This window comes from Pseudomonas sp. PDM25, assembly GCF_019219045.1.
In the GTDB taxonomy this organism is placed as follows: Bacteria; Pseudomonadota; Gammaproteobacteria; order Pseudomonadales; family Pseudomonadaceae; genus Aquipseudomonas.
The window spans coordinates 11,077-31,706 of the sequence record NZ_JAHUWL010000003.1; the positions used below are offsets into that span (position 1 = coordinate 11,077).

General features: G+C 59.2%; 17 protein-coding genes. 3 read left to right on the forward strand and 14 right to left on the reverse strand.

The window, feature by feature from the left end; genetic code table 11:
* Positions 1-3: 3 nt before the first annotated feature.
* A complete protein-coding gene (locus KW848_RS05570; protein WP_192406350.1) occupies positions 4-3,075 on the forward strand; it encodes an efflux RND transporter permease subunit in 3,072 nt (1,023 codons plus the stop codon).
* Between the two features lie 132 nt (positions 3,076-3,207).
* Here KW848_RS05570 and KW848_RS05575 read toward each other — a convergent pair whose 3' ends face one another.
* The 4 genes from KW848_RS05575 to plsB form a co-directional block, all read right to left on the reverse strand.
* Positions 3,208-3,897 carry a DUF4197 domain-containing protein gene (locus tag KW848_RS05575; protein ID WP_218536278.1) on the reverse strand — a complete coding sequence of 230 codons (690 nt, stop codon included), beginning with the start codon at positions 3,895-3,897 and terminating at the stop codon, positions 3,208-3,210.
* A 27-nt stretch (positions 3,898-3,924) separates the two neighbouring features.
* Positions 3,925-4,323, reverse strand: coding sequence for a YbaY family lipoprotein (locus KW848_RS05580; RefSeq protein WP_192406352.1), 399 nt, complete (start codon positions 4,321-4,323; stop codon positions 3,925-3,927).
* A 105-nt stretch (positions 4,324-4,428) separates the two neighbouring features.
* The gene (locus KW848_RS05585; protein ID WP_218536279.1) at positions 4,429-5,031 is read right to left on the reverse strand and encodes a hypothetical protein; all 603 of its coding nucleotides are present in this window, start codon (positions 5,029-5,031) and stop codon (positions 4,429-4,431) included.
* A 114-nt stretch (positions 5,032-5,145) separates the two neighbouring features.
* A complete protein-coding gene (gene plsB, locus KW848_RS05590) occupies positions 5,146-7,629 on the reverse strand; it encodes a glycerol-3-phosphate 1-O-acyltransferase PlsB (protein WP_218536280.1) in 2,484 nt (827 codons plus the stop codon).
* A 430-nt stretch (positions 7,630-8,059) separates the two neighbouring features.
* On the opposite strand from plsB, the gene KW848_RS05595 reads away from it, so the two are divergent.
* Positions 8,060-8,269 carry a cold-shock protein gene (locus KW848_RS05595; protein WP_008146705.1) on the forward strand — a complete coding sequence of 70 codons (210 nt, stop codon included), beginning with the start codon at positions 8,060-8,062 and terminating at the stop codon, positions 8,267-8,269.
* Positions 8,270-8,404: 135 nt separating this feature from the next.
* On the opposite strand, the gene KW848_RS05600 is transcribed toward KW848_RS05595, so the two are convergent.
* The 4 genes from KW848_RS05600 to KW848_RS05615 form a co-directional block, all read right to left on the reverse strand.
* The gene (locus KW848_RS05600; RefSeq protein ID WP_008146702.1) at positions 8,405-8,782 is read right to left on the reverse strand and encodes a hypothetical protein; all 378 of its coding nucleotides are present in this window, start codon (positions 8,780-8,782) and stop codon (positions 8,405-8,407) included.
* A gap of 83 nt (positions 8,783-8,865) precedes the next feature.
* Positions 8,866-9,675, reverse strand: a complete 810-nt coding sequence (locus KW848_RS05605) for a putative RNA methyltransferase (protein WP_218536281.1) — start codon at positions 9,673-9,675, stop codon at positions 8,866-8,868.
* Positions 9,675-10,826: a succinyl-diaminopimelate desuccinylase gene (dapE, locus tag KW848_RS05610; RefSeq protein WP_218536282.1), complete on the reverse strand. Its 1,152-nt coding sequence runs from the start codon at positions 10,824-10,826 to the stop codon at positions 9,675-9,677. The genes KW848_RS05605 and dapE overlap by 1 nt, the downstream gene beginning before the upstream one ends.
* A 240-nt stretch (positions 10,827-11,066) precedes the next feature.
* Positions 11,067-13,658 carry a glycosyltransferase gene (locus tag KW848_RS05615; RefSeq protein ID WP_192406369.1) on the reverse strand — a complete coding sequence of 864 codons (2,592 nt, stop codon included), beginning with the start codon at positions 13,656-13,658 and terminating at the stop codon, positions 11,067-11,069.
* A 288-nt stretch (positions 13,659-13,946) separates the two neighbouring features.
* On the opposite strand from KW848_RS05615, the gene tcdA reads away from it, so the two are divergent.
* A complete protein-coding gene (gene tcdA / locus KW848_RS05620; protein WP_371918014.1) occupies positions 13,947-14,759 on the forward strand; it encodes a tRNA cyclic N6-threonylcarbamoyladenosine(37) synthase TcdA in 813 nt (270 codons plus the stop codon).
* A 105-nt stretch (positions 14,760-14,864) separates the two neighbouring features.
* Here tcdA and KW848_RS05625 read toward each other — a convergent pair whose 3' ends face one another.
* From KW848_RS05625 to dapC, 6 genes are all read right to left on the reverse strand, one after another.
* A complete protein-coding gene (locus KW848_RS05625) occupies positions 14,865-15,269 on the reverse strand; it encodes a SufE family protein (RefSeq protein WP_218536283.1) in 405 nt (134 codons plus the stop codon).
* Positions 15,266-16,471, reverse strand: a complete 1,206-nt coding sequence (locus tag KW848_RS05630; RefSeq protein WP_218536284.1) for an aminotransferase class V-fold PLP-dependent enzyme — start codon at positions 16,469-16,471, stop codon at positions 15,266-15,268. The genes KW848_RS05625 and KW848_RS05630 overlap by 4 nt, the downstream gene beginning before the upstream one ends.
* A gap of 141 nt (positions 16,472-16,612) precedes the next feature.
* Positions 16,613-17,647, reverse strand: a complete 1,035-nt coding sequence (dapD, locus tag KW848_RS05635; protein ID WP_218536285.1) for a 2,3,4,5-tetrahydropyridine-2,6-dicarboxylate N-succinyltransferase — start codon at positions 17,645-17,647, stop codon at positions 16,613-16,615.
* A gap of 33 nt (positions 17,648-17,680) precedes the next feature.
* Positions 17,681-18,043 carry an ArsC family reductase gene (locus tag KW848_RS05640; protein WP_223528221.1) on the reverse strand — a complete coding sequence of 121 codons (363 nt, stop codon included), beginning with the start codon at positions 18,041-18,043 and terminating at the stop codon, positions 17,681-17,683.
* A 352-nt stretch (positions 18,044-18,395) separates the two neighbouring features.
* Positions 18,396-19,127: a M12 family metallopeptidase gene (locus KW848_RS05645; RefSeq protein WP_218536286.1), complete on the reverse strand. Its 732-nt coding sequence runs from the start codon at positions 19,125-19,127 to the stop codon at positions 18,396-18,398.
* Between the two features lie 161 nt (positions 19,128-19,288).
* On the reverse strand, positions 19,289-20,488 hold the full coding sequence (dapC, locus tag KW848_RS05650) for a succinyldiaminopimelate transaminase (protein ID WP_218536287.1): 1,200 nt from the start codon (positions 20,486-20,488) through the stop codon (positions 19,289-19,291).
* Positions 20,489-20,630 lie beyond the last annotated feature (142 nt).

Sequence of the window (20,630 nt, forward strand, 5' to 3'; positions counted from 1 at the left end):
CCGATGGGTTTCAATCTTTCCGAATGGGCGCTGCGTAATCGCCAGATCGTACTGTTCCTGATGCTCTTGCTGGCCATTGTCGGCGCACTGTCCTACACCAAGCTCGGCCAAAGTGAAGACCCGCCGTTCACCTTCAAGGCCATGGTGATTCGGACCAACTGGCCGGGGGCCACGGCGCAGGAAGTGTCGCGTCAGGTCACCGAGCGTATTGAAAAGAAACTGATGGAAACCGGCGAGTACGAACGCATCGTTTCGTTCTCCCGTCCGGGCGAATCCCAAGTGACGTTCGTTGCCCGTGATTCCATGCACTCGGTGGAAATCCCGGACCTCTGGTACCAGGTTCGCAAGAAGATCAGCGACATTCGTCAAACCCTGCCACCGGGCATCCAGGGGCCATTTTTCAATGATGAGTTCGGCACGACGTTTGGCAATATCTACGCCCTGACCGGCGAAGGTTTTGATTACGCGGTGCTCAAGGACTACGCCGACCGCGTGCAGATTCAGCTGCAACGGGTCAAGGATGTGGGCAAGGTCGATTTGCTCGGGTTACAGGACGAGAAGATCTGGATCGAACTCTCCAACGTCAAACTCGCCACCCTCGGCCTGCCTTTGTCGGCGGTGCAGCAGGCCCTTGAAGAGCAGAACGCGGTGTCCACCGCCGGGTTCTTCGAGACCTCCAGCGAGCGATTGCAGCTACGCGTCTCGGGGAATTTTCAGACGGTCGAAGAGATCAAGAACTTCCCGATCCGCGTCGGTGATCGCACCTTCCGGATCGCCGATGTGGCGGATGTGCGTCGCGGTTTCAACGATCCGCCAGCGCCGAGCATGCGCTTCATGGCGGAAAACGCCATCGGTCTGGCCGTGGCCATGAAGGACGGTGGCGACATTCTGGTGCTGGGCAAGGCGCTGGAAATCGAGTTCGACCGGATCCAGAAAAACCTTCCTGCCGGTATGCAGTTGCGCAAGGTCTCCGATCAGCCCGCCGCCGTGAAAAGCAGTGTCGGTGAATTTGTTCAGGTGCTGGTGGAAGCGCTGGCAATCGTCCTGCTGGTGAGTTTCTTCTCCCTCGGCGTGCGCACCGGCATGGTGGTCGCGCTGGCGATTCCTTTGGTATTGGCGATGACATTCGCCTGCATGTATTACCTGGGAATCGGCCTGCACAAGATTTCCCTCGGGGCATTGGTACTGGCGCTGGGTTTGTTGGTGGACGACGCAATCATCGCCGTGGAAATGATGGCGATCAAAATGGAGCAAGGCTTCGACCGGATCAAGGCGGCCAGTTTCGCCTGGACCAGCACCGCATTCCCGATGCTCACCGGCACGCTGATCACCGCTGCCGGCTTCCTGCCGATTGCCACTGCGCAATCGGGTACCGGCGAATACACTCGCTCGATCTTCCAGGTGGTGACCATCGCGTTGCTGGCCTCGTGGGTGGCCGCTGTGGTGTTTGTGCCTTATCTGGGGGAGAAACTCTTGCCGGATCTGGCGAAGATTCATGCCGCCAAACATGGCACCGGCGGCGGCCAGCCCGACCCTTACGGCACGCCTTTCTATCAGCGCGTCAGACGCCTGGTGGAATGGTGCGTACGGCGACGCAAGACGGTCATTGTCCTGACGGTCGTGTTGTTTATCGGTTCTGTCATCCTGTTTCGCTTCGTGCCGCAACAGTTCTTCCCGGCATCGGGTCGTCTGGAATTGATGGTCGATCTGAAACTGGCCGAAGGCGCCTCGTTGAGCAACACCCGCGATGAGGTCAAACGCCTCGAAGCACTGCTCAAGGATCACGCCGGTATCGACAACTATGTCGCATACGTCGGCACCGGTTCGCCACGTTTTTACCTGCCGCTGGATCAACAACTTCCTGCCGCGAGCTTCGCGCAGTTTGTCGTCCTGGCCAAAACCATCGAAGAGCGCGAAACCCTGCGCACCTGGCTGATCGAAGCCCTCAAGGAACAATTCCCGGCCTTGCGTGCGCGGGTGACACGTCTGGAGAACGGGCCTCCGGTGGGTTATCCGATGCAGTTCCGGGTCACCGGTGAGCACATCGAGGAAGTCCGCGCGCTGGCCCGTAAAGTCGCGGCCAAGGTTCGCGAGAACCCGCATGTGGTCAACGTCCATCTGGATTGGGAAGAACCGAGCAAAGTCGTGTATCTGAACGTCGATCAGGACCGCGCCCGGGCGCTTGGCGTGAGCACTGCGAACCTGTCGAAGTTCCTGCAAAGTTCTCTGACCGGTTCGAGTGTCAGCCAGTACCGTGAAGACAACGAGTTGATCGAGATTCTGTTGCGCGGCACGTTGCACGAACGCACTGAACTGTCATTGCTGCCAAGCCTGGCGGTGCCAACTGACAATGGCCGCAGTGTTGCACTGTCGCAAATTGCGACCCTGGAATACGGCTTCGAAGAAGGCATCATCTGGCACCGCAACCGCTTGCCGAACGTGACTGTGCGTGCCGACATCTACGGCAAGGAACAACCGGCGACGCTGGTGCAGCAGATCATGCCGACCCTCGATCCGATTCGCGCCGAACTGCCGGACGGGTATTTGCTGGAGGTTGGTGGCACGGTAGAAGACTCGGCTCGCGGGCAGAATTCGGTGAAGGCCGGTGTGCCGCTTTTCATCGTGGTGGTGCTGACGTTACTGATGCTGCAACTGCGCAGTTTCTCACGCACGGTGATGGTGTTTCTGACGGCGCCTTTGGGGTTGATCGGTGTGACCTTGTTCCTGATGGTGTTCCGTCAGCCGTTTGGTTTCGTCGCCATGCTCGGCACCATCGCGCTGTCCGGGATGATCATGCGTAACTCGGTGATTCTGGTGGACCAGATCGAGCAGGACATCGCCGCGGGGCTCAAGCCTTGGCAGGCGATTATTGAAGCCACGGTGCGGCGCTTCCGGCCGATTGTGTTGACTGCACTCGCGGCGGTGCTGGCGATGATTCCGCTGTCGCGCAGCGTGTTTTTCGGGCCGATGGCGGTGGCGATCATGGGCGGGTTGATTGTCGCGACGGCGCTGACGTTGCTGTTTCTGCCGGCGCTGTATGCGGCGTGGTTCCGAATCAAAAAGGACCCAGCCTGACCTCTGTAGGAGCAAAGCTTGCTCGCGATGCAGGCGCCTCGGTCCAAATGGCAGACCGAGGTGCAGCCATCGCGAGCAAGCTTTGCTCCTACAGTTTTTGAAGAGAGTGGGAACGATTAGCAGGAGAGAGTACTAGAGGGTACCAAACACCTTCTTCGCCAAACTGGTGGCTGCCGCCGCAGGATTCTGGCGAATGGTTTCTTCCTGTTTACCAATCATTTCGAACAACCCGTTCAACGCCTGCTCGGTCACGTAGCTTTCGATGTTGGCGCTCTTCGCATCCACTACACCCATCGTCGCGGCTTGCCCGGCGAACGAGTTGTACTGTTTGGCCAGGCCCACCTGGTCGGTGGCTTGCTTGACGATTGGCAGGAACTTGACGCGGATCTGTTCGCGGCTGGTTTTGCTCAGGTACTGAGTGGCCGAGTCCTTGCCGCCGCTGAGAATACCCTTGGCGTCCTCCACGCTCATCTTTTTCACCGCGTCCACCAGGATCGGCTGGGCTTGCGTCACGGCGGTTTCAGCCGCTTTGTTCATGCTGGTTTCCAGCTGGTCGACCTGGTCGCCCATGCCGAACTGCTTCATCTTGCTGGCGACTTTGCCCAGTTTGCCCGGCAATTCGATTTTCACATCCGGGTTGTTGCTGAAGCCGCCCGGCGTGCCCAGTTGTTTCACAGCCAGTTGCGCACCTTGAGTCAGGGCATCCTTGAGGCCTCCGGTGGCGTCTTGTTGTGACAGGTCGTTGAGCGACAGCGCCAGGGCGCTGGCGGAGATCATCAAGCCTGCGCACAGGCTGGCGAAGCGAAGGGTAGGGCGGAACATGGCGGCTTCCTTGTTCAAAATAGAGAATTAGCGGGCGGCGTCGACGCGGATTTTCAGTGGCTGCGGATCGCTGCCATCCAGTTGCACGGCGTGATGTTCGGTGGTGATAAACATCAGTTCGCCATTCACTTCTATCCGTGCGCTGACCGAATAACGATGGCCCGGTTTGACCTGCGCTGGATCGTAACTCAGATGAAAGGGTAGCGGCACCTGGCCTTTGACCGGGCCTTTCTGTTCGTCGAGGATCACGGCGGGTGCGTCGGCGAGGGACACGTCCTGCAGGCTGACGCTCAATGTGGCGCTCGGCGGGAGGGCGATGCGTTGCAGGTAGAAAACTTCGCCATTGAGGCTGGTTTTAGCGGTGGGTTGTATTGATTGGCAGGCAGCGAGTAAAGCCGTAAGCCCTAGAAGCGAGAGTTTTTTCATGAGTTGAATCCCTGTCGTTGGCGCCCGAAGTAGACGAACGCCAACAGCAATTTAACGGATTTTTCCGGTGGTTTCTCCCTATGAATCTTTTGATGGGCGCTTTTTTCAGGTTCTACCAAAGGGTTTCAATACAACGGATCCTGGATATACCGTAATTGCATTGTGGTATTCATTTTCAGTGGCTGCCAGCGTATAGCGTTTACCAGGTACGACAGTGTCCGGATCGTATTCCAGGTAAAACGCCTCCGCCATTTTTTCGCTGATATGTATTTGCGTCAGTTGTGCAGCCGTATCGTCGTGCTCGTGGGCGACAACGGTTACAGCGTGTTCAGGTTGGACCGCCCGAGGCTCCTGTGCCTGGAGATAGAGGCGACCGATGGGGCTAAGGTGTAGGGTTTGCCGGTGCGGTGCACGGTGGACGATCACGAAGTAGTCCAGGTCAATCAGCAGTGGAACGCCGTTGTGGGTCATTCTGACGGTGACCAGGTATTTAACGCTGACATCGGAGTAGTTGTGTGCAAAGTAAAAATTCCAGCGCCCACTGTGCAGTACGGGTTCACGGGATTGCGCCACTTTGATGGGGGTGGAAGAGTTTGCGGTATGCACGCTTATATAAGTTTCGCCTTCGCCACCGCTGGGCGGAAGATAGTCTTCAGGCAAACTAAAGGTGAGGGTGACGTATGGGGTGGTGTTTTCTAATGGGTTCATCGCGATATCCGTATCGGGATTAGTTGTAGAGGGCCTCTATTAATTCATAACTGGGTGATTATAAGAACATCCTTGTTCTTATAATCGTTGTCAGAAAGTTACCGCTAATCGCAACTAAACTTGATCCGCCGCATCTTCACTGCGATGCAACGCGACCTGACGGATCGACAAGCGAATCTCCGCCGGCAACACTCGCTTGGCCGCACCTTCGGCCAGTTCGCCGAGCAGTTCGTGATAGCTCAGCTTGCCGGCCTCGTCGCGCTTGAGCACGTCGAGGTCGAGCAGGGTCTGGATGAAGTGGCGGAACAGGCTCTTGTCGAAAAACTCCGGGGCGTTGAGGCCATGGAGGATCGACAGGCGTTGGGCCATGACCGTGCACAAGTCTTCCAGCTCTTCGGCGCTGATGCTGTTCTGACCGCTGTTGAGCAGCAGCGAGACCGTCATGTAGAAGCGTTGCAGGGTCTGGGCGATGCTCTTCGACAGCAGGGTCAGCAGCACGAAATGCCGCGAGCTCGGCGCCGGGCGCAGGTAGACGTCGTTCTCGAAACGCAGCAGACCTTGCTCGACGAAGGCTTCGAGCCATTGATCGATCACCGCATCCAGTTCGTCCAGCGACCAGCGAATGAACAGCTCCGATTGCAGGTACGGATACAGCGCGCGGGTGTAGCGCAGGATCTGTTCACGGCTCATGCGTGAGGCGCTCTGGAAGAAACTCGCCAGCAGCGCCGGCAAGGCGAAGATGTGCAAAACGTTGTTGCGGTAGTAGGTCATCAGGACGGCGTTCTGTTCGTCCAGATACAAAATCTTGCCCAGGGCATCGCTCTGCTCGGACAGCAGATCCATGTCCTTCACATGCTCGATCAACGCTCGGCCGTCACCTTCCGGCAGCGTGGTGTGCGGCGAGTACGGGACCTTGCGCAACAGCGCCAGGTACAGATCGAGCACCCGTGCCATGGCGCGATCGTCCAGCGCGAGACGGCTGGTGGACAGCAGCGCCAGCGCCACGAGATTGACCGGGTTGATCGCCGCGGCTTCGTTCAGGTGCTGCGCGACTTTCTCGCCGAGGCGGTTGGTGGTTTCGTTGAGCCAGGCCGGTTTGAACTGCGGACCGAGTTCCTGTTGACGCCAGTCCGGCTGCTCGCTGTCGAGGAATTCCGCCAGTTTGATCGGCTCGCCGAAGTTCACCGCGACCTGGCCGAAACGCTGCTTGAGGGCGCCGATGACTTTGAAGATGTCGAAGATCGATTCTTTCTTCTTGGTCGCCCCACGCAGTTCGCCAAGGTAGGTCCGGCCTTCCAGCACACGCTCATAGCCGATGTAGACCGGGATGAAAACGATCGGCATCCGCGACGAACGCAGGAAGCTGCGCAGGGTGATCGCCAGCATCCCGGTTTTCGGTTGCAGCATGCGCCCGGTGCGCGAGCGGCCACCCTCGACGAAGTACTCCACCGGGAAGCCTTTAGTGAACAGGGTGTGCAGGTATTCGTTGAACACCGAGGTGTAGAGCGGGTTGCCCTTGAAGGTGCGGCGCATGAAGAACGCACCGCCGCGTCGCAGCAGGCCGCCGATTCCCGGCATGTTGAGGTTGATCCCGGCGGCGATGTGCGGCGGGGTCAGGCCATTGCGGAACAGCAGATAGGACAGCAGCAGGTAGTCGATGTGGCTACGGTGGCAGGGTACGTAAATCACTTCGTAACCCGGTGCGACCTTTTGCACGCCTTCGATGTTGTTGACCTTGATACCGTCGTAGATCTTGTTCCAGAACCAGCTCAACACCACTTCCATGAAGCGGATTGCGGTGTAGGTGTAGTCGGAGGCGATCTCGTTGCCATAGCGTAGGGCCTGGGCCTTGGCTTTCTCCGGGGAGATGTTTTCACGCTCGGCTTCATCGAGGATCGCTTGCTTGACCAAGGGCTGATTGAGCAGGCCTTTGACCAGGTTGCGACGGTGGGAAATGTCCGGACCGATCACCGCCGCTTTCAGGTTGCGGAAGTGCACCCGCAGAATTCGCTGGGCCATGCGCACGGTGCGCTCGTGGCCCTTGTTGTGGTCGATCAGCTCGCGTAGATGGATCGGCGCGGAGAACTGAACGCGGGTTTTGCGCCCCAGCACAATGATGCTCAGCAACCGACGCAGGCGTCCGGTGACCGCCCAACTGTCGGCGAAGAGCAGTTTCCACGGGCTCGACTCGCTGTCCGGCGACTGGCCCCAGAACACGCTGACCGGAATGATCTGCGCATCTTCGGCGGCGTTCTGGCTCAGGGCACTGACCAGGCGGGTCAGGGTCGGCGGCGCGCCGCGTTTGTCCTGGCGGCCGAGCCAATCGGGTTCTGGCGTCAGGTAAAAGAACGCGGCGGGTTCCTCCAGCGTACCTACCGAGACCGGCAACACCGGGCGCGGCAGGCCGGCCTTGCTGCATTCGGTATCGACCACGGCCAGGTCGGTCAGCGAAGGGTTTTGCAGGACGTAGAACACCGGGCGGCTGCGGTCGAGGTTGAGGGTGAACGACGACTGATTGATCGTCTCCGAGCGAACCCAGAGGTACAACAGTCGACGCAGGGTGCCAAACACAAGACGGCGGAACGGGGAGCGGGTCATACGGCTTCTGCATGAGTGGAAAAAACCGAGCAAATGCTCGGGCGGTCGTAGGGGGCGTTCTCAATGAGTTTTCACGCCGCGTTGTCGCCTTAAAGCGGGCCAGGCAAGGCGCAGGCCGCGGGGAATGGTTGTTCCCTTTCCAAGGCCTGCAACGCAGCCTGGCCCGCTTTAAGGCACAACCCGAAGGGCCGGGCCTGCTGTTGTGCAGGGCTGCGTTGCTCGAAGCTTATTTGGAATGACCAAACCACGCTTCTCGCGCCTTGCCCTGCACAACAGCAGACCCGGCGCGGCGTGAAAACTCATTGAGAACGCCCCCTAGTGTGCCGTATTCGCCGAAAATCGGCAAAAAAGCGGCTAAGTAAAGTGAGTTGAGAGTTTTGGCGGCTGTCATATACTCGGCCGTTCAAAATAAAAACAAGGGGGTACTGACATGGCAACGCGCGAAACCGGCAATGTGAAGTGGTTCAACGACGCCAAGGGCTACGGCTTCATTCAGCGCGAGGATGGAGTGGACGTGTTCGTGCACTACCGCGCGATCCGCGGCGAGGGGCATCGCTCGCTGGCGGAAGGCCAGCAGGTGGAATACGGCGTGGTGACTGGCGAGAAAGGCTTGCAGGCTGAAGACGTTGTAGGCTTGTAAACCCGCTCTTCAGATCACCCAAAACAACTGTGGGAGTGAGCCTGCTCGCGATAGCTGACTGACATTCAACATTGATGTTGACTGAAAGGGCCTCATCGCGAGCAGGCTCGCTCCCACAGGTTTTGTGTACAGCTTTTAGACTGTTTTCCAGGTGATCTCTTCTTCACCATCCGCGCTGATGCGCATCCAGCGATCGGCGGTCTCCTCACCTTCTTCCTCGACCCAGCTACCCGGTGCGCAACGCACTTCGACGTTCAGCGCGGCAAACGCTGCGCGGGCGCAGGCGATGTCGTCTTCCCACGGGGTCTGGTCGCTGTCCAGGAACAGGCTGTTCCATTTGCCCACTGCTTTCGGCAGCCAGGTGACCGACACGTTGCCGGCCTTGCACTTGTAGGTCTGGCCTTTCTGGACCCAGTCGGTGCATGGGCCCAAAGCAGTGCCGAGCCAGGCCGCGACGGCCTTGTAGTCGACGTCGGCGTCTTTCAGGTAAATCTCGATATCGGGTTGGCGCATGGATGTCCTCACTGCGGGTCTGAAAAATCCATTCGCGGATTTAGCCGGCCTAAGGCAAATGCCGAAGACCAAAAAATTAAGAATTATTGAAGTACGAAGTAATCGTAGCGCATTGAAACAGTGACCTCGAATGGCTCGACCTGTTCGATGACCGCCGCCCGGCGTTCGGCACTGGCGCGCCAGCCGTGGGGTGTCATGGCCAACAGGTTTGCACGGTCCTGTCCCTTTTCCAGCGTCAGTTTGAATTCCAGGGTTTCACTGTGTTGCAGCGCCATGCCTTCCGGCACCAAAGCCAGATGCTTGTCGTCGGTGTATTCACGGACTTCGTCGTACAGACGCTCACGCAATTCCATCAGATGGCCGCTGGTCGGCCCGACTTTCATCAAACCGCCGCCGGGGCTGAGCAGGCGTTTGGCTTCCTCCCAGTCCAGCGGGCTGAAGACGCTGGCGAGAAACTGGCAGCTGCCGGAGGCCAACGGCACCCGCGCCATGCTGGCGATCAACCAGGTCAGCTGCGGGTTGCGTTTGCAGGCGCGTTTAACGGCTTCCCGGGAGATGTCCAGCGCGTAACCGTCGGCGTTCGGCAATGCCTCGGCGATTTGCGCGGTGTAGTAACCCTCGCCACAACCGATGTCCAGCCAGCGCTGCGGGGCGTACTGAGCGGCCAGTTCTGCCAGACGCTTGGCCACCGGCGCGTAATGGCCGGCGTTCAAGAAATCGCGGCGGGCTTCGACCATCGCCAGGTTATCCCCAGGGTCGCGGCTGTTCTTGTGCTGCACCGGCAACAGGTTCAGGTAACCCTGACGCGCACGGTCGAAACGATGCCCGGCGGGGCAGGCCACGCCGTTGTCCACCGCGTTCAGCGGTTCACTGCAGATCGGGCAGGCGAGCATCAGGCGAGCAACTTGATCAGGGTCTGGTAGTAAATTTCGGTCAGCACATCGAGGTCGGCAGCCAGTACACGCTCGTTGACCTGGTGGATCGTTGCGTTGACCGGGCCCAGTTCAACCACCTGAGTACCCATGGTCGCGATGAAGCGCCCGTCGGAGGTGCCGCCGCTGGTGGAAGCTTTGGTTTCACGACCGGTGATGTCCTTGATGCTCGACGCAACGGCATCCAGCAATGCACCCGGTTCGGTGAGGAACGGCAGGCCGGACAGCGCCCAGTCGATGTGCCAGTCCAGGCCATGCTTGTCGAGGATGTCAGCGACGCGCTTTTGCAGGCCTTCCACGGTGGATTCGGTGGAGAAGCGGAAGTTGAACACCGCCACCAGATCACCCGGAATCACGTTGGTCGCGCCGGTGCCGGAGTTCACGTTGGAGATCTGGAAGCTGGTCGGCGGGAAGAAATCGTTGCCGTGGTCCCAGTGCTCGGCGGCCAGTTCGGCCAGTGCCGGGGCGGCGAGGTGGATCGGGTTTTTCGCCAGGTGCGGATACGCCACGTGGCCTTGCACGCCGCGCACGGTCAGTTTGGCACCGAGGGAGCCGCGACGGCCGTTCTTGACCACATCGCCCACCAGGGTAGTGCTCGACGGTTCGCCGACGATGCACCAGTCCAGACGCTCCTTACGGGCGGCAAGGCGTTCGATCACAGCTTTGGTGCCGTGGTGCGCCGGGCCTTCTTCGTCGCTGGTGATCAGGAAAGCGACCTTGCCCTTGTGATCCGGGTAGTCGGCGACGAAACGCTCGGCCGCCACGGTCATGGAGGCGAGGCTGCCTTTCATGTCTGCCGCGCCACGGCCGCAGAGCATGCCGTGTTCATCGATCACCGCATTGAACGGATCGATCTGCCAGGCGGTCACCGGGCCGGTCGGCACCACGTCGGTGTGGCCGGCGAAGCACAGTACCGGGCCGTCGTGTTTACCGTGGGTCGCCCAGAAGTTATCCACATCTTCGATGCGCATGGGTTCCAGCATAAAACCGGCATCGCCCAGGCGCTGCATCATCTGCTTCTGGCAATCGGCGTCGACCGGCGTCACGGACGGACGGCGGATCAGGTCGATGGCGAGTTGAAGGGTCGGCGAAAGGTCGGCGTGGGCCGTCATGGGAAACTCCGAAAACATGAAATATGGGCGCGGACTAAATGTGGGAGCGGGCTTGCTCGCGAATGCGGTGTGTCAGTCAGCATAAAAGTTGATTGTTACACCGCATTCGCGAGCAAGCCCGCTCCCACAGGTTTCGAGTACGGTCAGAAAGACCGTATATCACGCCAAGCCCTGCAAAATGGCGGTTATCTTAAAGCAAAACGGCGGCCATTGGCCGCCGTTTAGTGCATCTGGAGCGATTTAGACCGCCGGAGCCGTCTCGCCCTCGACCGCCGGTTTCGGCAGGGAAGACAAGAACGCCATGATCAGCGCCGCCAGGTACGGCAGCGACTGCACGAGCAACATGGTCACCCAGAAGCGCATGTCGTTGCTCGGCATGCCGTTCACCACGAAAATCCCCAGCGCTGCGCTCCACAACAGCAGCATGATGAACATTTCTTCGCGAGCTTCCGAAATCGCCACCCAGAAGCCGTGGTTATCGGCGTTTTTCGGGGTGCGGAAGAACGGAATGCTGCTGGTGAAGAAACCGTACAGCACCGCTTTGGCGATGGTGTGCGACAACGCCAGACCGGCCAGTGCCGCGCAGAATGCATCCTTCAGGTTGACCCCGACCGCACGGCGGTACAGGAAGATGATCTTGCCAACCTTGAACACGAACAGCGCCAATGGCGGGATCGCGAAAATCAACAACGGTGGATCGACCCGTTGCGGCACGATGATCATCGCCGCCGACCACAACAGGGCGCCCACGGTGAAGAAGATGTTCATGCCATCCGCCACCCACGGCAACCAGCCCGCGAGGAAGTGGTAACGCTGGCCACGGGTCAGCTCGGTGTCCTTGCCGCGCAGCAAACTGGCGGTGTGACGCTTGATGATCTGAATCGCACCGTAAGCCCAGCGGAAACGCTGTTTCTTGAAGTCGATAAAGGTATCGGGCATCAGGCCTTTGCCGTAGCTGGTGTGGTAATACGCCGCTGACAAGCCTTTCTCGAACACGCGCAGACCCAACTCGGCGTCTTCACAAATGCACCAGTCAGCCCAGCCCAGTTCCTCGAGCACCGAGCGCCGGGTCATGGTCATGGTGCCGTGCTGAATGATCGCGTCACGGTCGTTACGGGTAACCATGCCGATGTGGAAGAAGCCTTTGTATTCCGCGTAGCAGAGCTTCTTGAAGGTGCTTTCGTTCTGGTCGCGGTAATCCTGTGGCGACTGCACCACGGCGATTTTCGGATCGGCGAAGTGCGGCACCATGTGCTTGAGCCAGTTCGGGTCGACGCAGTAGTCCGAGTCGATCACCGCAATCACTTCGGCATCCTTGGCGGTGTGCGGAATCAGGTAATTCAGCGCGCCTCCCTTGAAGCCGGCCAATGGTGCGACGTGGAAGAACTTGAAGCGCGGGCCGAGGGTTTCGCAATAATCGCGCACCGGTTCCCAGACCGCCGGGTCCTTGGTGTTGTTGTCGATGATCAGGACTTCGAAGTCCGGATAGTCGAGGTTGGCCAGGGCGTTGAGGGTCTGTTTGACCATCTCCGGTGGCTCGTTGTAGCAAGGTACGTGAATCGAGACTTTCGGTCGGTAGTCCGAATCGCCCACCACCGGCAGGAATTCACGCCGGCGTTTGTGGGTCCAGACCGCTTCGGCCAGCTCATGCGCCTCGGTCAGCAGCACGATAAACACCCCGAGTGCGCCGAGGGCAAGCAAGAAGCCCACCGTCAGGCTGAACCAGGTGCTGTATTGCTGGCTGTAGTCGTAACCGATCCATACCAGCACCGAACCGCAGAGGAACGCGATGAAGGTCAGGAAGGTGCGGCCGCGTTGACGCAAGGCCGAGCCGTCGATCATCAGCAGGGTCAGGGACAGCAGAGCCAACACCACCGAACCGATGGCCAGCACGCGCCATTGCGGGATCGCGACGACCGGGCCTTCAAAGTTGAATTTCTGCTGGCGCGCGGCGTTGAAAACACCCCAGTAAGCGCCCACGGAACCTTCGTCACTGGCCTTCCACGGTTGGTCAAAGGCTTCGATCACGAAGTAGTTGAAGCCCTGGCGATTGAGCTTGTTGACCAAGGTCCGCAGATAAATCGCCTGGTCTGCCGGCGACGCGTCGGCGCCACCACGCATACGGCCGTTGCTCGGCCAGCCGACTTCCGACAGCAGCAGCGGTTTTTTCGGGAACATCTTTTTCAGGTCACGGGCGCGGTCGAGTACGAACTGCCCGGACTGTTCCATCGGAACATGTTCCCAGTACGGCAGGATGTGGGCGGCGATCAGGTCGACGTGCTTGGCCAGGCTCGGGTTTTCTTCCCAGACGTGCCATTGCTCGGAGGTCGTCACCGGTACTTTCACTGCCGCGCGGACGCGATCAAGGATCACGCTCAGTTCGGCGGCGGTAATTTCCTTACGGAAGATCGCCTCGTTACCCACCACCACGCGGACCACGCTGCGGGAGGTATTGGCCAGGTCGATGGCGCGCAGGATTTCACGCTCGTTGCGCTCAAGGTCCGGGCTGATCCAGATACCCAGCGTCACGCGCAAACCGAATTCTTCGGCGAGCCTGGGAATATCACCCAGGCTGCCATCGACCGAGTAAGTACGGATGTTGTCCGTCAGCTTGCTCATGATCTCCAGATCGCGACGCATTTCATCGTCGGTCGGGTATTGCTCTTTTTGTGGGTACTGCCCTTGCTGGAACGGCGAGTACGAAAAGCCGGAGATCTGTTCAGGCCAGTTGGGGGCGGTGACCGGGCGATTGATCAGCGCCCAGAAGCCGGTAAACAAGGCTGCGATGGCGAGCACCACGACCAGGTTGAGTCCAAATTTACGCGATGACATAGCTATTTCAGGTTCCAGGGGCTGCTGAACGAAGGAACGGTCGGCGGCCGATTGCCAAGAGGCTGGGGGCGCGCATCCTACACCGGGCGTTCACTGACCGTACAGCGGACAGGGAAATGCCGGACGTTGGGCACTCCAACTCGGTTTAAGTTCTTCCGTTGGACCTTGTAGGTTAAATCTTGGTTCTGTGTAGGCTGATTAAAGAGGTCAAGACGCCCGTTCATAGCCCAAAGATGCTCTTGGCCGCTGACGGCCCTATAATGCGCGCCGGTTTTTGGGGTAATGGTCATGAGTACAGAAGATCCGCGGTTTGCAGGCATCGCCCGTTTGTATGGCATCGACGGCCTGGAGCGTTTGCGCGCGGCCCACGTGGCGATCGTCGGCGTCGGTGGCGTCGGTTCCTGGGCGGCGGAAGCCGTCGCCCGTTGTGGCGTGGGCGAGATTTCGCTGTTTGACCTGGACGACGTCTGCGTCAGCAACGCCAACCGTCAGTTGCACGCGCTGGACAGCACCGTCGGCAAACCCAAGGTTGACGTGATGGCCGAGCGCCTGCGCGGGATCAACCCGGACTGCACCGTGCACGCGGTGGCGGACTTCGTCACCCGCGAGACCATGGCCGAATACATCACGCCGAACATCGACTGCGTCATTGATTGCATCGACAGCGTGAATGCCAAGGCGGCGCTGATTGCCTGGTGCAAGCGCCGCAAGATCCAGATCATCACCACCGGTGGCGCGGGCGGGCAGATTGATCCGACGTTGATTCAGGTGTGCGATTTGAACCGGACCTTCAATGATCCGTTGGCTTCGAAAGTGCGCTCGACCTTGCGCCGGGATTACAACTTCTCACGCACCGTGACCCGCCATTACAGCGTGCCTTGCGTGTTTTCCACCGAGCAACTGCGCTACCCGAAACCGGATGGCAGCATTTGCTTGCAGAAGAGTTTTGTCGGTGATGGTGTAAAGCTCGACTGCGCCGGAGGGTTTGGTGCGGTGATGATGGTGACGGCGACGTTTGGCATGGTCGCGGCGACCAAGGCTGTGGATAAGATTGTGGCCGGGGTGCGGCGACCGGCGGATCGGGTCAAGCCTGAGGTTTAAGTTGTTGCTGATGGCGCCTTCGCGAGCAAGCCCGCTCCCACATTCGACCGAGTTCTCTCAGGGGAACACAATTAAATGTGGGAGCGGGCTTGCTCGCGAAGGCGATTAACCAGCCAACTCATTCATCCGCTGGAGCACGGCATTGAGGCCATTACTGCGTGATGGGGATAACTGTCTGCTCAGTCCAAGCTGATTAAACCAATCCGGCAAATCCACCTGCTGCAACTCAACCGCCGACAACCCGTTCACCCGCGCCAGCAACAACGCCACCAACCCGCGAATCAATCGTGCATCGCTGCTCGCGGCAAACTGCCAGTGACCGTCATCCAGCGCACCCACCAACCACACCTGGCTTTCACAGCCGTGCACCCGGTTGGCTTCGACTTTATCGACATCGCTCAAAGCAGGCAGACGGTCGCCCCATTGCATCAACAGCCGCGCCCGTTGTTCCCAACCGGCAGCATTCTGAAAAACCTCCAGCGCCGCAACCGCATCGGCAGGCACGTTCATCGCAACAACTCCAGCGCCTGATCCAGCGCTTCAAAGAACCGTTCCAAATCTTCGGAATCGTTGTACAGCGCCAACGACACCCGAATCGCCCCGGCCAATTCAAAGCTTTTCAGCAACGGCATGGCGCAGTGATGACCGGCGCGCACCGCGATCCCTTGTTCCGTCAGTAAGTGCGCCAAATCAGAGTTATGCACACCCTCGACGACAAAACTGGCAAGCGCCAGTTGCGGCTTGCCCAGCAACCGAATGCCGCTGCGCGCTTCGAGGCCTTTGAGCAAATAGTCATGCAGCGCTGCTTCATGGGCGCAAACCGCGTCCTGATCGAGCCCCGCAAGATAATCCAGCGTCGCCCCCAGACCAATCACACCGGCAATCGGCGGCGTACCCGCCTCAAAACCCAGTGGCGCCGGGCGGAACCGTGCGCTGTGATAATCCGCATCCAGCACCATTTCGCCGCCGAATTGCCAGTGGCGCAGTTGCTCAAGCGCTTCATTGCGACCGAACAGCACGCCCAGTCCATCGGGGCCGTAGAGCTTGTGGCTGGAAAACACATAGAAGTCGCAACCCAGCCCCTGCACGTCGTGCCGGCCATGCACCACGCCTTGGGCGCCATCGACCACGGTCAGCGCGTCATGCGCCTTGGCCATCGTCAAGAGGGCGGGCAAAGGCTGCCAGGCGCCGAGCACGTTGGATAGCTGACTGACCGCCAGCAAGCGGGTTCGCGGACCGATCAACTGCGTGGCAGCATCAAGGTCGATCAAGCCGTCGGCGTCCAGCGGCAGGATCACCAGCTTCAGATCGCGACGGTGGGCCAGTTGCTGCCATGGCAACAGGTTGGCGTGATGCTCCAGGGCGCTGATGACAACTTCATCGCCCGGATTGAAAAGATGTTCCAGGCCATAAGCCAGGAGGTTCAGCGCAGATGTTGCGCCGTGGGTAAAGATGATCTGCCCGCAATCGCCGGCATTGAGCCAGTGGGCGACTTTGCTGCGGCTGGCCTCGAACGCCTGGGTGGCGTGGGCGCCGGGCAGGTGTTGCGCCCGATGCACGTTGGCCGCGCCGTTGGCGTAGTAATGCGCCAGGGCATCCAGCAGGGCTTGAGGTTTTTGCGTGGTGGCGGCGTTGTCCAGATACGTCTGGTCTTGCCGTTGCAATGCGGCGATGGCCGGAAAATCGGCGCGCCAGGGAGAGGCAATCATCATGCTATCGAGCCCTGTTAAACATGGGCGGGTGTACGCCTGAACCTGTGGGAGCGGGCTTGCTCGCGAAGGCGTCCTTGAGGTCGCCAAAAGCTTCGCGAGCAAGCCCGCTCCCACAGTTGATCGGTTGGGTTGCTGCAGCAATCAGTTGTGAGCGTGCAGCGCTTCGTTCAGTTCGATGGCCGATTTGTGGGTTTTGCATTCCACGGCACCGGTCTCCGAATTGCGACGGAACAGCAGGTCAGGTTGACCGGCCAGTTCACGGGCCTTCACGACTTTGACCAGTTTGTTGTTTTCGTCCAGCAGTGCCACTTTGGTACCCGCGGTCACGTACAGGCCCGACTCAACGGTGTTGCGATCGCCCAATGGAATGCCGATACCGGCGTTCGCGCCGATCAGGCAGCCTTCGCCAACCTTGATCACGATGTTGCCGCCGCCCGACAGGGTGCCCATGGTCGAGCAACCGCCGCCCAGGTCCGAACCCTTGCCGACGAATACGCCAGCGGAAACGCGGCCTTCGATCATGCCCGGGCCTTCGGTGCCAGCGTTGAAGTTGACGAAACCCTCGTGCATCACGGTGGTGCCTTCGCCGACGTAGGCGCCCAGACGAATACGTGCCGCGTCAGCGATACGCACGCCGGCCGGAACCACGTAGTCGGTCATTTTCGGGAACTTGTCCACCGAGAACACTTCCAGCAGCTCGCCACGCAGACGGGCTTCCAGTTGATGCTCGGCCAGTTCGGCCAGGTCGATTGCGCCCTGGCTGGTCCATGCCACGTTCGGCAGCAACGGGAATACACCCGCCAGGTTCAGGCCGTGCGGCTTGACCAGGCGATGGGACAGCAGGTGCAGCTTGAGGTAGGCCTCAGGGGTGGAGGTCAACTGAGCGTCTTCGGCCAGAATGGTCGCGACCAGCGGCTTGTGACTTTCAGCCAGACGGGTCAGCAAGGCAGCCTGGGCAGCGTCGACGCTTTTCAGGGCCTCAGCCAGTTGCGAAGCCTGAGCGGTAGTGAACGCGATGGCCTGATTGCCTTCGGTGTAGCCCAGAACCGGTGCGATGGTAGCGACGAGTTCGGCCGAAGGGTTGAGCAGCGGCTGAGCGTAAAACACTTCCAGCCATGCGCCTTGACGGTTTTGAGTGCCGACACCAAAGGCCAGGCTGAACAGGGTAGTGGACATGTTGATACCTCTAACAAAATGGAACGGGCTGCCTTACTTGAGCGCTGCCGCGTAGATATCTGGCTTGAAGCCAATCAGGGTTCGGTCACCGAGATCAAGCACCGGGCGCTTGATCATCGAGGGTTGTGCGAGCATCAGTTCGATGGCTTTCGGCTGGTCGAGATCGGTTTTGCGTTCGTCGTCGAGCTTGCGAAAGGTCGTGCCTGCACGGTTCAACACCACTTGCCAACCGTGCTCGTCGCACCATTGGGTCAGGTGTTCACGGTCGATTCCGACCGCTTTGTAATCATGGAAGTCATAGCTGACAGCGTGTTCATCGAGCCAGGTGCGCGCCTTTTTCATGGTGTCGCAGGCTTTGATGCCGAAAAGGTGCAACGTTTTGCTTGAAACGGTCAAGGAATTGCCCCCTTTGCAGGTGCTGGAAATAAAAGGTGACGGATTATGCCATGAGCGGACGGTTTCGCGTCGGTCGTGGTCGGGTTTGTCTGTGGGGCATGGCGATCAGCTACTGCGTGCGACATGGGTATAACGGTTCGCCCGCAGTCTAAACGGCGAATATGGCACTTCAATGCTGTCGATTGCTTGGAAAATGCGCTCAGGAAATTGCCGGACTGATGGTGCAGCACCTGGGGGCAAGCTCAGGCGTCATCACCAGTTGAGTGATGACGTGCTGCGAGAGGGGCTTGGGGAGAGCCGGTGATGAAATAGTTTTACGAGTGCTCACTCGACTCTATGGGCTGCTTGGCTGCTAGCGCTTCGGATAAAGCAACTTCATGAGTTTTTTATCTTTTTTACTGATCTTTCGGTTGATAGGTAATTCCCAATCGCCCACTGTCAGCGTATTAGCCACCGGGTGGTGCATGATCGACTTTCTGTCGTAAGACGTATAAATCGCTTCGATTGTATTGAAGGGTTGAAAGAGGTTTCTATCGACTTGCTCTTTGGTCAGTGGATTCATTTCCCGATTCTGGTAGAACTCATACACCTTCGGTTTATCCCAGGGAATATTCGCATCGGGGTGTTGATGTTCGTGCATCGCGCCTAAGGCATGTCCGAACTCATGAGTCACGATCACTTCGAAATCTTCATGTTCAGGTTTGACCCCCAGGTTCATGGTGGGCCAATCAGGATGAATCAATAGCGCGTCAGTGCCCAGCATTGAGCTGTTGTCATTGTTTTTGGTTGCGATTCGGATATCACCTTCCAGCCCCTCAACGAAGTCGAAGCTCAGATTGATATGGGGCAGCCATTGGCGCGCTGCGTTGATGATCTTCTGTTTGTGTTCATCGTCGGGGCTGTCGATAAACGCGATCTTGAGTGTGCGTCCGTTTGCCCACAGCTTTGAGTAATTGATCAGAGAGCGCTTGCGACGAGTGCCGCCGCCGGTGCCGGCATTCTCAGGGTTCTCGTTGATAGCGGTTTCATAGGATTGTTGATCGTCGGGCCATTGGATAAGGGTGCAGTCTTCAATACTGTTCATTGGCTACTTCTTCCTTGAAGTAAGGTTGTTTGGATGCGCACGCTAATGCGCTGAATGAGAGTAAGGCGGACTCCGCAGTTCGGTGAGCTTTAGTTTCGGGGGAAGTGTAACTGGCTATATCAGAGTGCCCGCACTGCGTTGCACAGTGCGGGCTGGGATATTTACTTGTTGCGGGTAATAAACTCGCGAATTCTCTTGGCCGCTTCTACACATTCGGCCAGCGGCGCGACCAGTGCCAATCGCACGCGTCCGGCTCCCGGATTGAAGCCATCAACTTCGCGAGACAGATAAGATCCGGGCACCACGGTCACGTGTTCTTCAACGAACAGATCACGGCAGAACGCCTCATCATCGCCTTCAACATTCGGCCACAAATAGAAACCGCCGTCCGGACGCTGCACATCCATCACCGGGCTGAGGATTTCCAGCACCGCATCGTACTTCTCGCGATACAGCGCACGGTTGGCGCGCACGTGTACTTCGTCATCCCATGCAGCAACGCTGGCCAGTTGGGTCTGAACCGGCATCGCGCAGCCGTGGTAGGTGCGGTACAGCAGGAAGCCCTTGAGGATGTCGGCGTCACCGGCAACAAAACCGGAGCGCAGACCTGGCAGGTTGGAACGCTTGGACAGGCTGTGGAACACCACGCAGCGCTTGAAGTCCTTGCGGCCCAGTTCCACGCAGGCGCTGAGCAGGCCGGCCGGCGGGGTTTGTTCGTCGAAGTACAGTTCGCTGTAGCACTCGTCGGCGGCGATCACGAAGTCGTATTCGTCGGCGAGGGCGATCAGTTTTTTCAGGGTTTCAACCGGGATCAATGCGCCGGTCGGGTTGCCTGGCGAGCACAGGAACAGGATCTGGCAGCGTTTCCAGATGTCTGGGGAAACGGCGTCGAAATCCGGGTTGAAGCCGTTTTCGTCCAGGCACGGCAGGTAATGCGGCTTGGCTCCGGCGAGGAACGCGGCGCCTTCGTAGATTTGATAGAACGGGTTAGGGCTGACCACCAGGGCATCGTCGCCACGATTGACCACAGTCTGGGTGAACGCGAACAGCGCTTCACGAGTGCCGTTGACCGGCAGCACATTGCGCGCCGGGTCGAGCCAGCCGTGCGGAACGCTGAAACGACGTTCGCACCACGCGGCGATGGCTTCACGCAGAGCCGGAATGCCGAGGGTGGTCGGGTACACGGCCATCTTATCCAGATTGCTTGCCAGGGCTTCGGCGACAAAGCTCGGCGAACGGTGTTTCGGCTCACCAATGGACAGCGCAATGGCGCGCTTGTCCGGGTTTGGCGTGACGCTGCCGAGCAGGGCGCGGAGCTTCTCGAACGGGTAGGGCTGCAACTGGTTCAGAGCGTTGTTCATGGGGGCCTCATCTAATGTGGGGGCGAGCCCGTGTGGCGAGGGGATTTATCCCCGTTCGGCTGCGAAGCAGTCGTAAACCTGCTTTAACTTTGAAATGCCGGGGCCGCTCCGCAGCCCAGCGGGGATAAATCCCCTCACCACA

Coding starts and splice junctions, on each gene's coding strand:
- KW848_RS05615 (WP_192406369.1), bottom strand. CDS start 13,658: ATGTCATCGCGTAAATTTGGACTCAACCTGGTCGTGGTGCTCGCCATC.
- KW848_RS05605 (WP_218536281.1), bottom strand. CDS start 9,675: ATGCTCGCCTGCCCGATCTGCAGTGAACCGCTGAACGCGGTGGACAAC.
- dapD (WP_218536285.1), bottom strand. CDS start 17,647: ATGTCCACTACCCTGTTCAGCCTGGCCTTTGGTGTCGGCACTCAAAAC.
- plsB (WP_218536280.1), bottom strand. CDS start 7,629: ATGACCCGCTCCCCGTTCCGCCGTCTTGTGTTTGGCACCCTGCGTCGA.
- KW848_RS05580 (WP_192406352.1), bottom strand. CDS start 4,323: ATGAAAAAACTCTCGCTTCTAGGGCTTACGGCTTTACTCGCTGCCTGC.
- KW848_RS05630 (WP_218536284.1), bottom strand. CDS start 16,471: ATGATGATTGCCTCTCCCTGGCGCGCCGATTTTCCGGCCATCGCCGCA.
- KW848_RS05570 (WP_192406350.1), top strand. CDS start 4: ATGGGTTTCAATCTTTCCGAATGGGCGCTGCGTAATCGCCAGATCGTA.
- KW848_RS05600 (WP_008146702.1), bottom strand. CDS start 8,782: ATGCGCCAACCCGATATCGAGATTTACCTGAAAGACGCCGACGTCGAC.
- KW848_RS05575 (WP_218536278.1), bottom strand. CDS start 3,897: ATGTTCCGCCCTACCCTTCGCTTCGCCAGCCTGTGCGCAGGCTTGATG.
- KW848_RS05645 (WP_218536286.1), bottom strand. CDS start 19,127: ATGAACAGTATTGAAGACTGCACCCTTATCCAATGGCCCGACGATCAA.
- dapE (WP_218536282.1), bottom strand. CDS start 10,826: ATGACGGCCCACGCCGACCTTTCGCCGACCCTTCAACTCGCCATCGAC.
- KW848_RS05625 (WP_218536283.1), bottom strand. CDS start 15,269: ATGAACGTGCCTGCCGATGCGGTTGCGGCGCTGGAGGTTTTTCAGAAT.
- dapC (WP_218536287.1), bottom strand. CDS start 20,488: ATGAACAACGCTCTGAACCAGTTGCAGCCCTACCCGTTCGAGAAGCTC.
- KW848_RS05595 (WP_008146705.1), top strand. CDS start 8,060: ATGGCAACGCGCGAAACCGGCAATGTGAAGTGGTTCAACGACGCCAAG.
- KW848_RS05585 (WP_218536279.1), bottom strand. CDS start 5,031: ATGAACCCATTAGAAAACACCACCCCATACGTCACCCTCACCTTTAGT.
- tcdA (WP_371918014.1), top strand. CDS start 13,947: ATGAGTACAGAAGATCCGCGGTTTGCAGGCATCGCCCGTTTGTATGGC.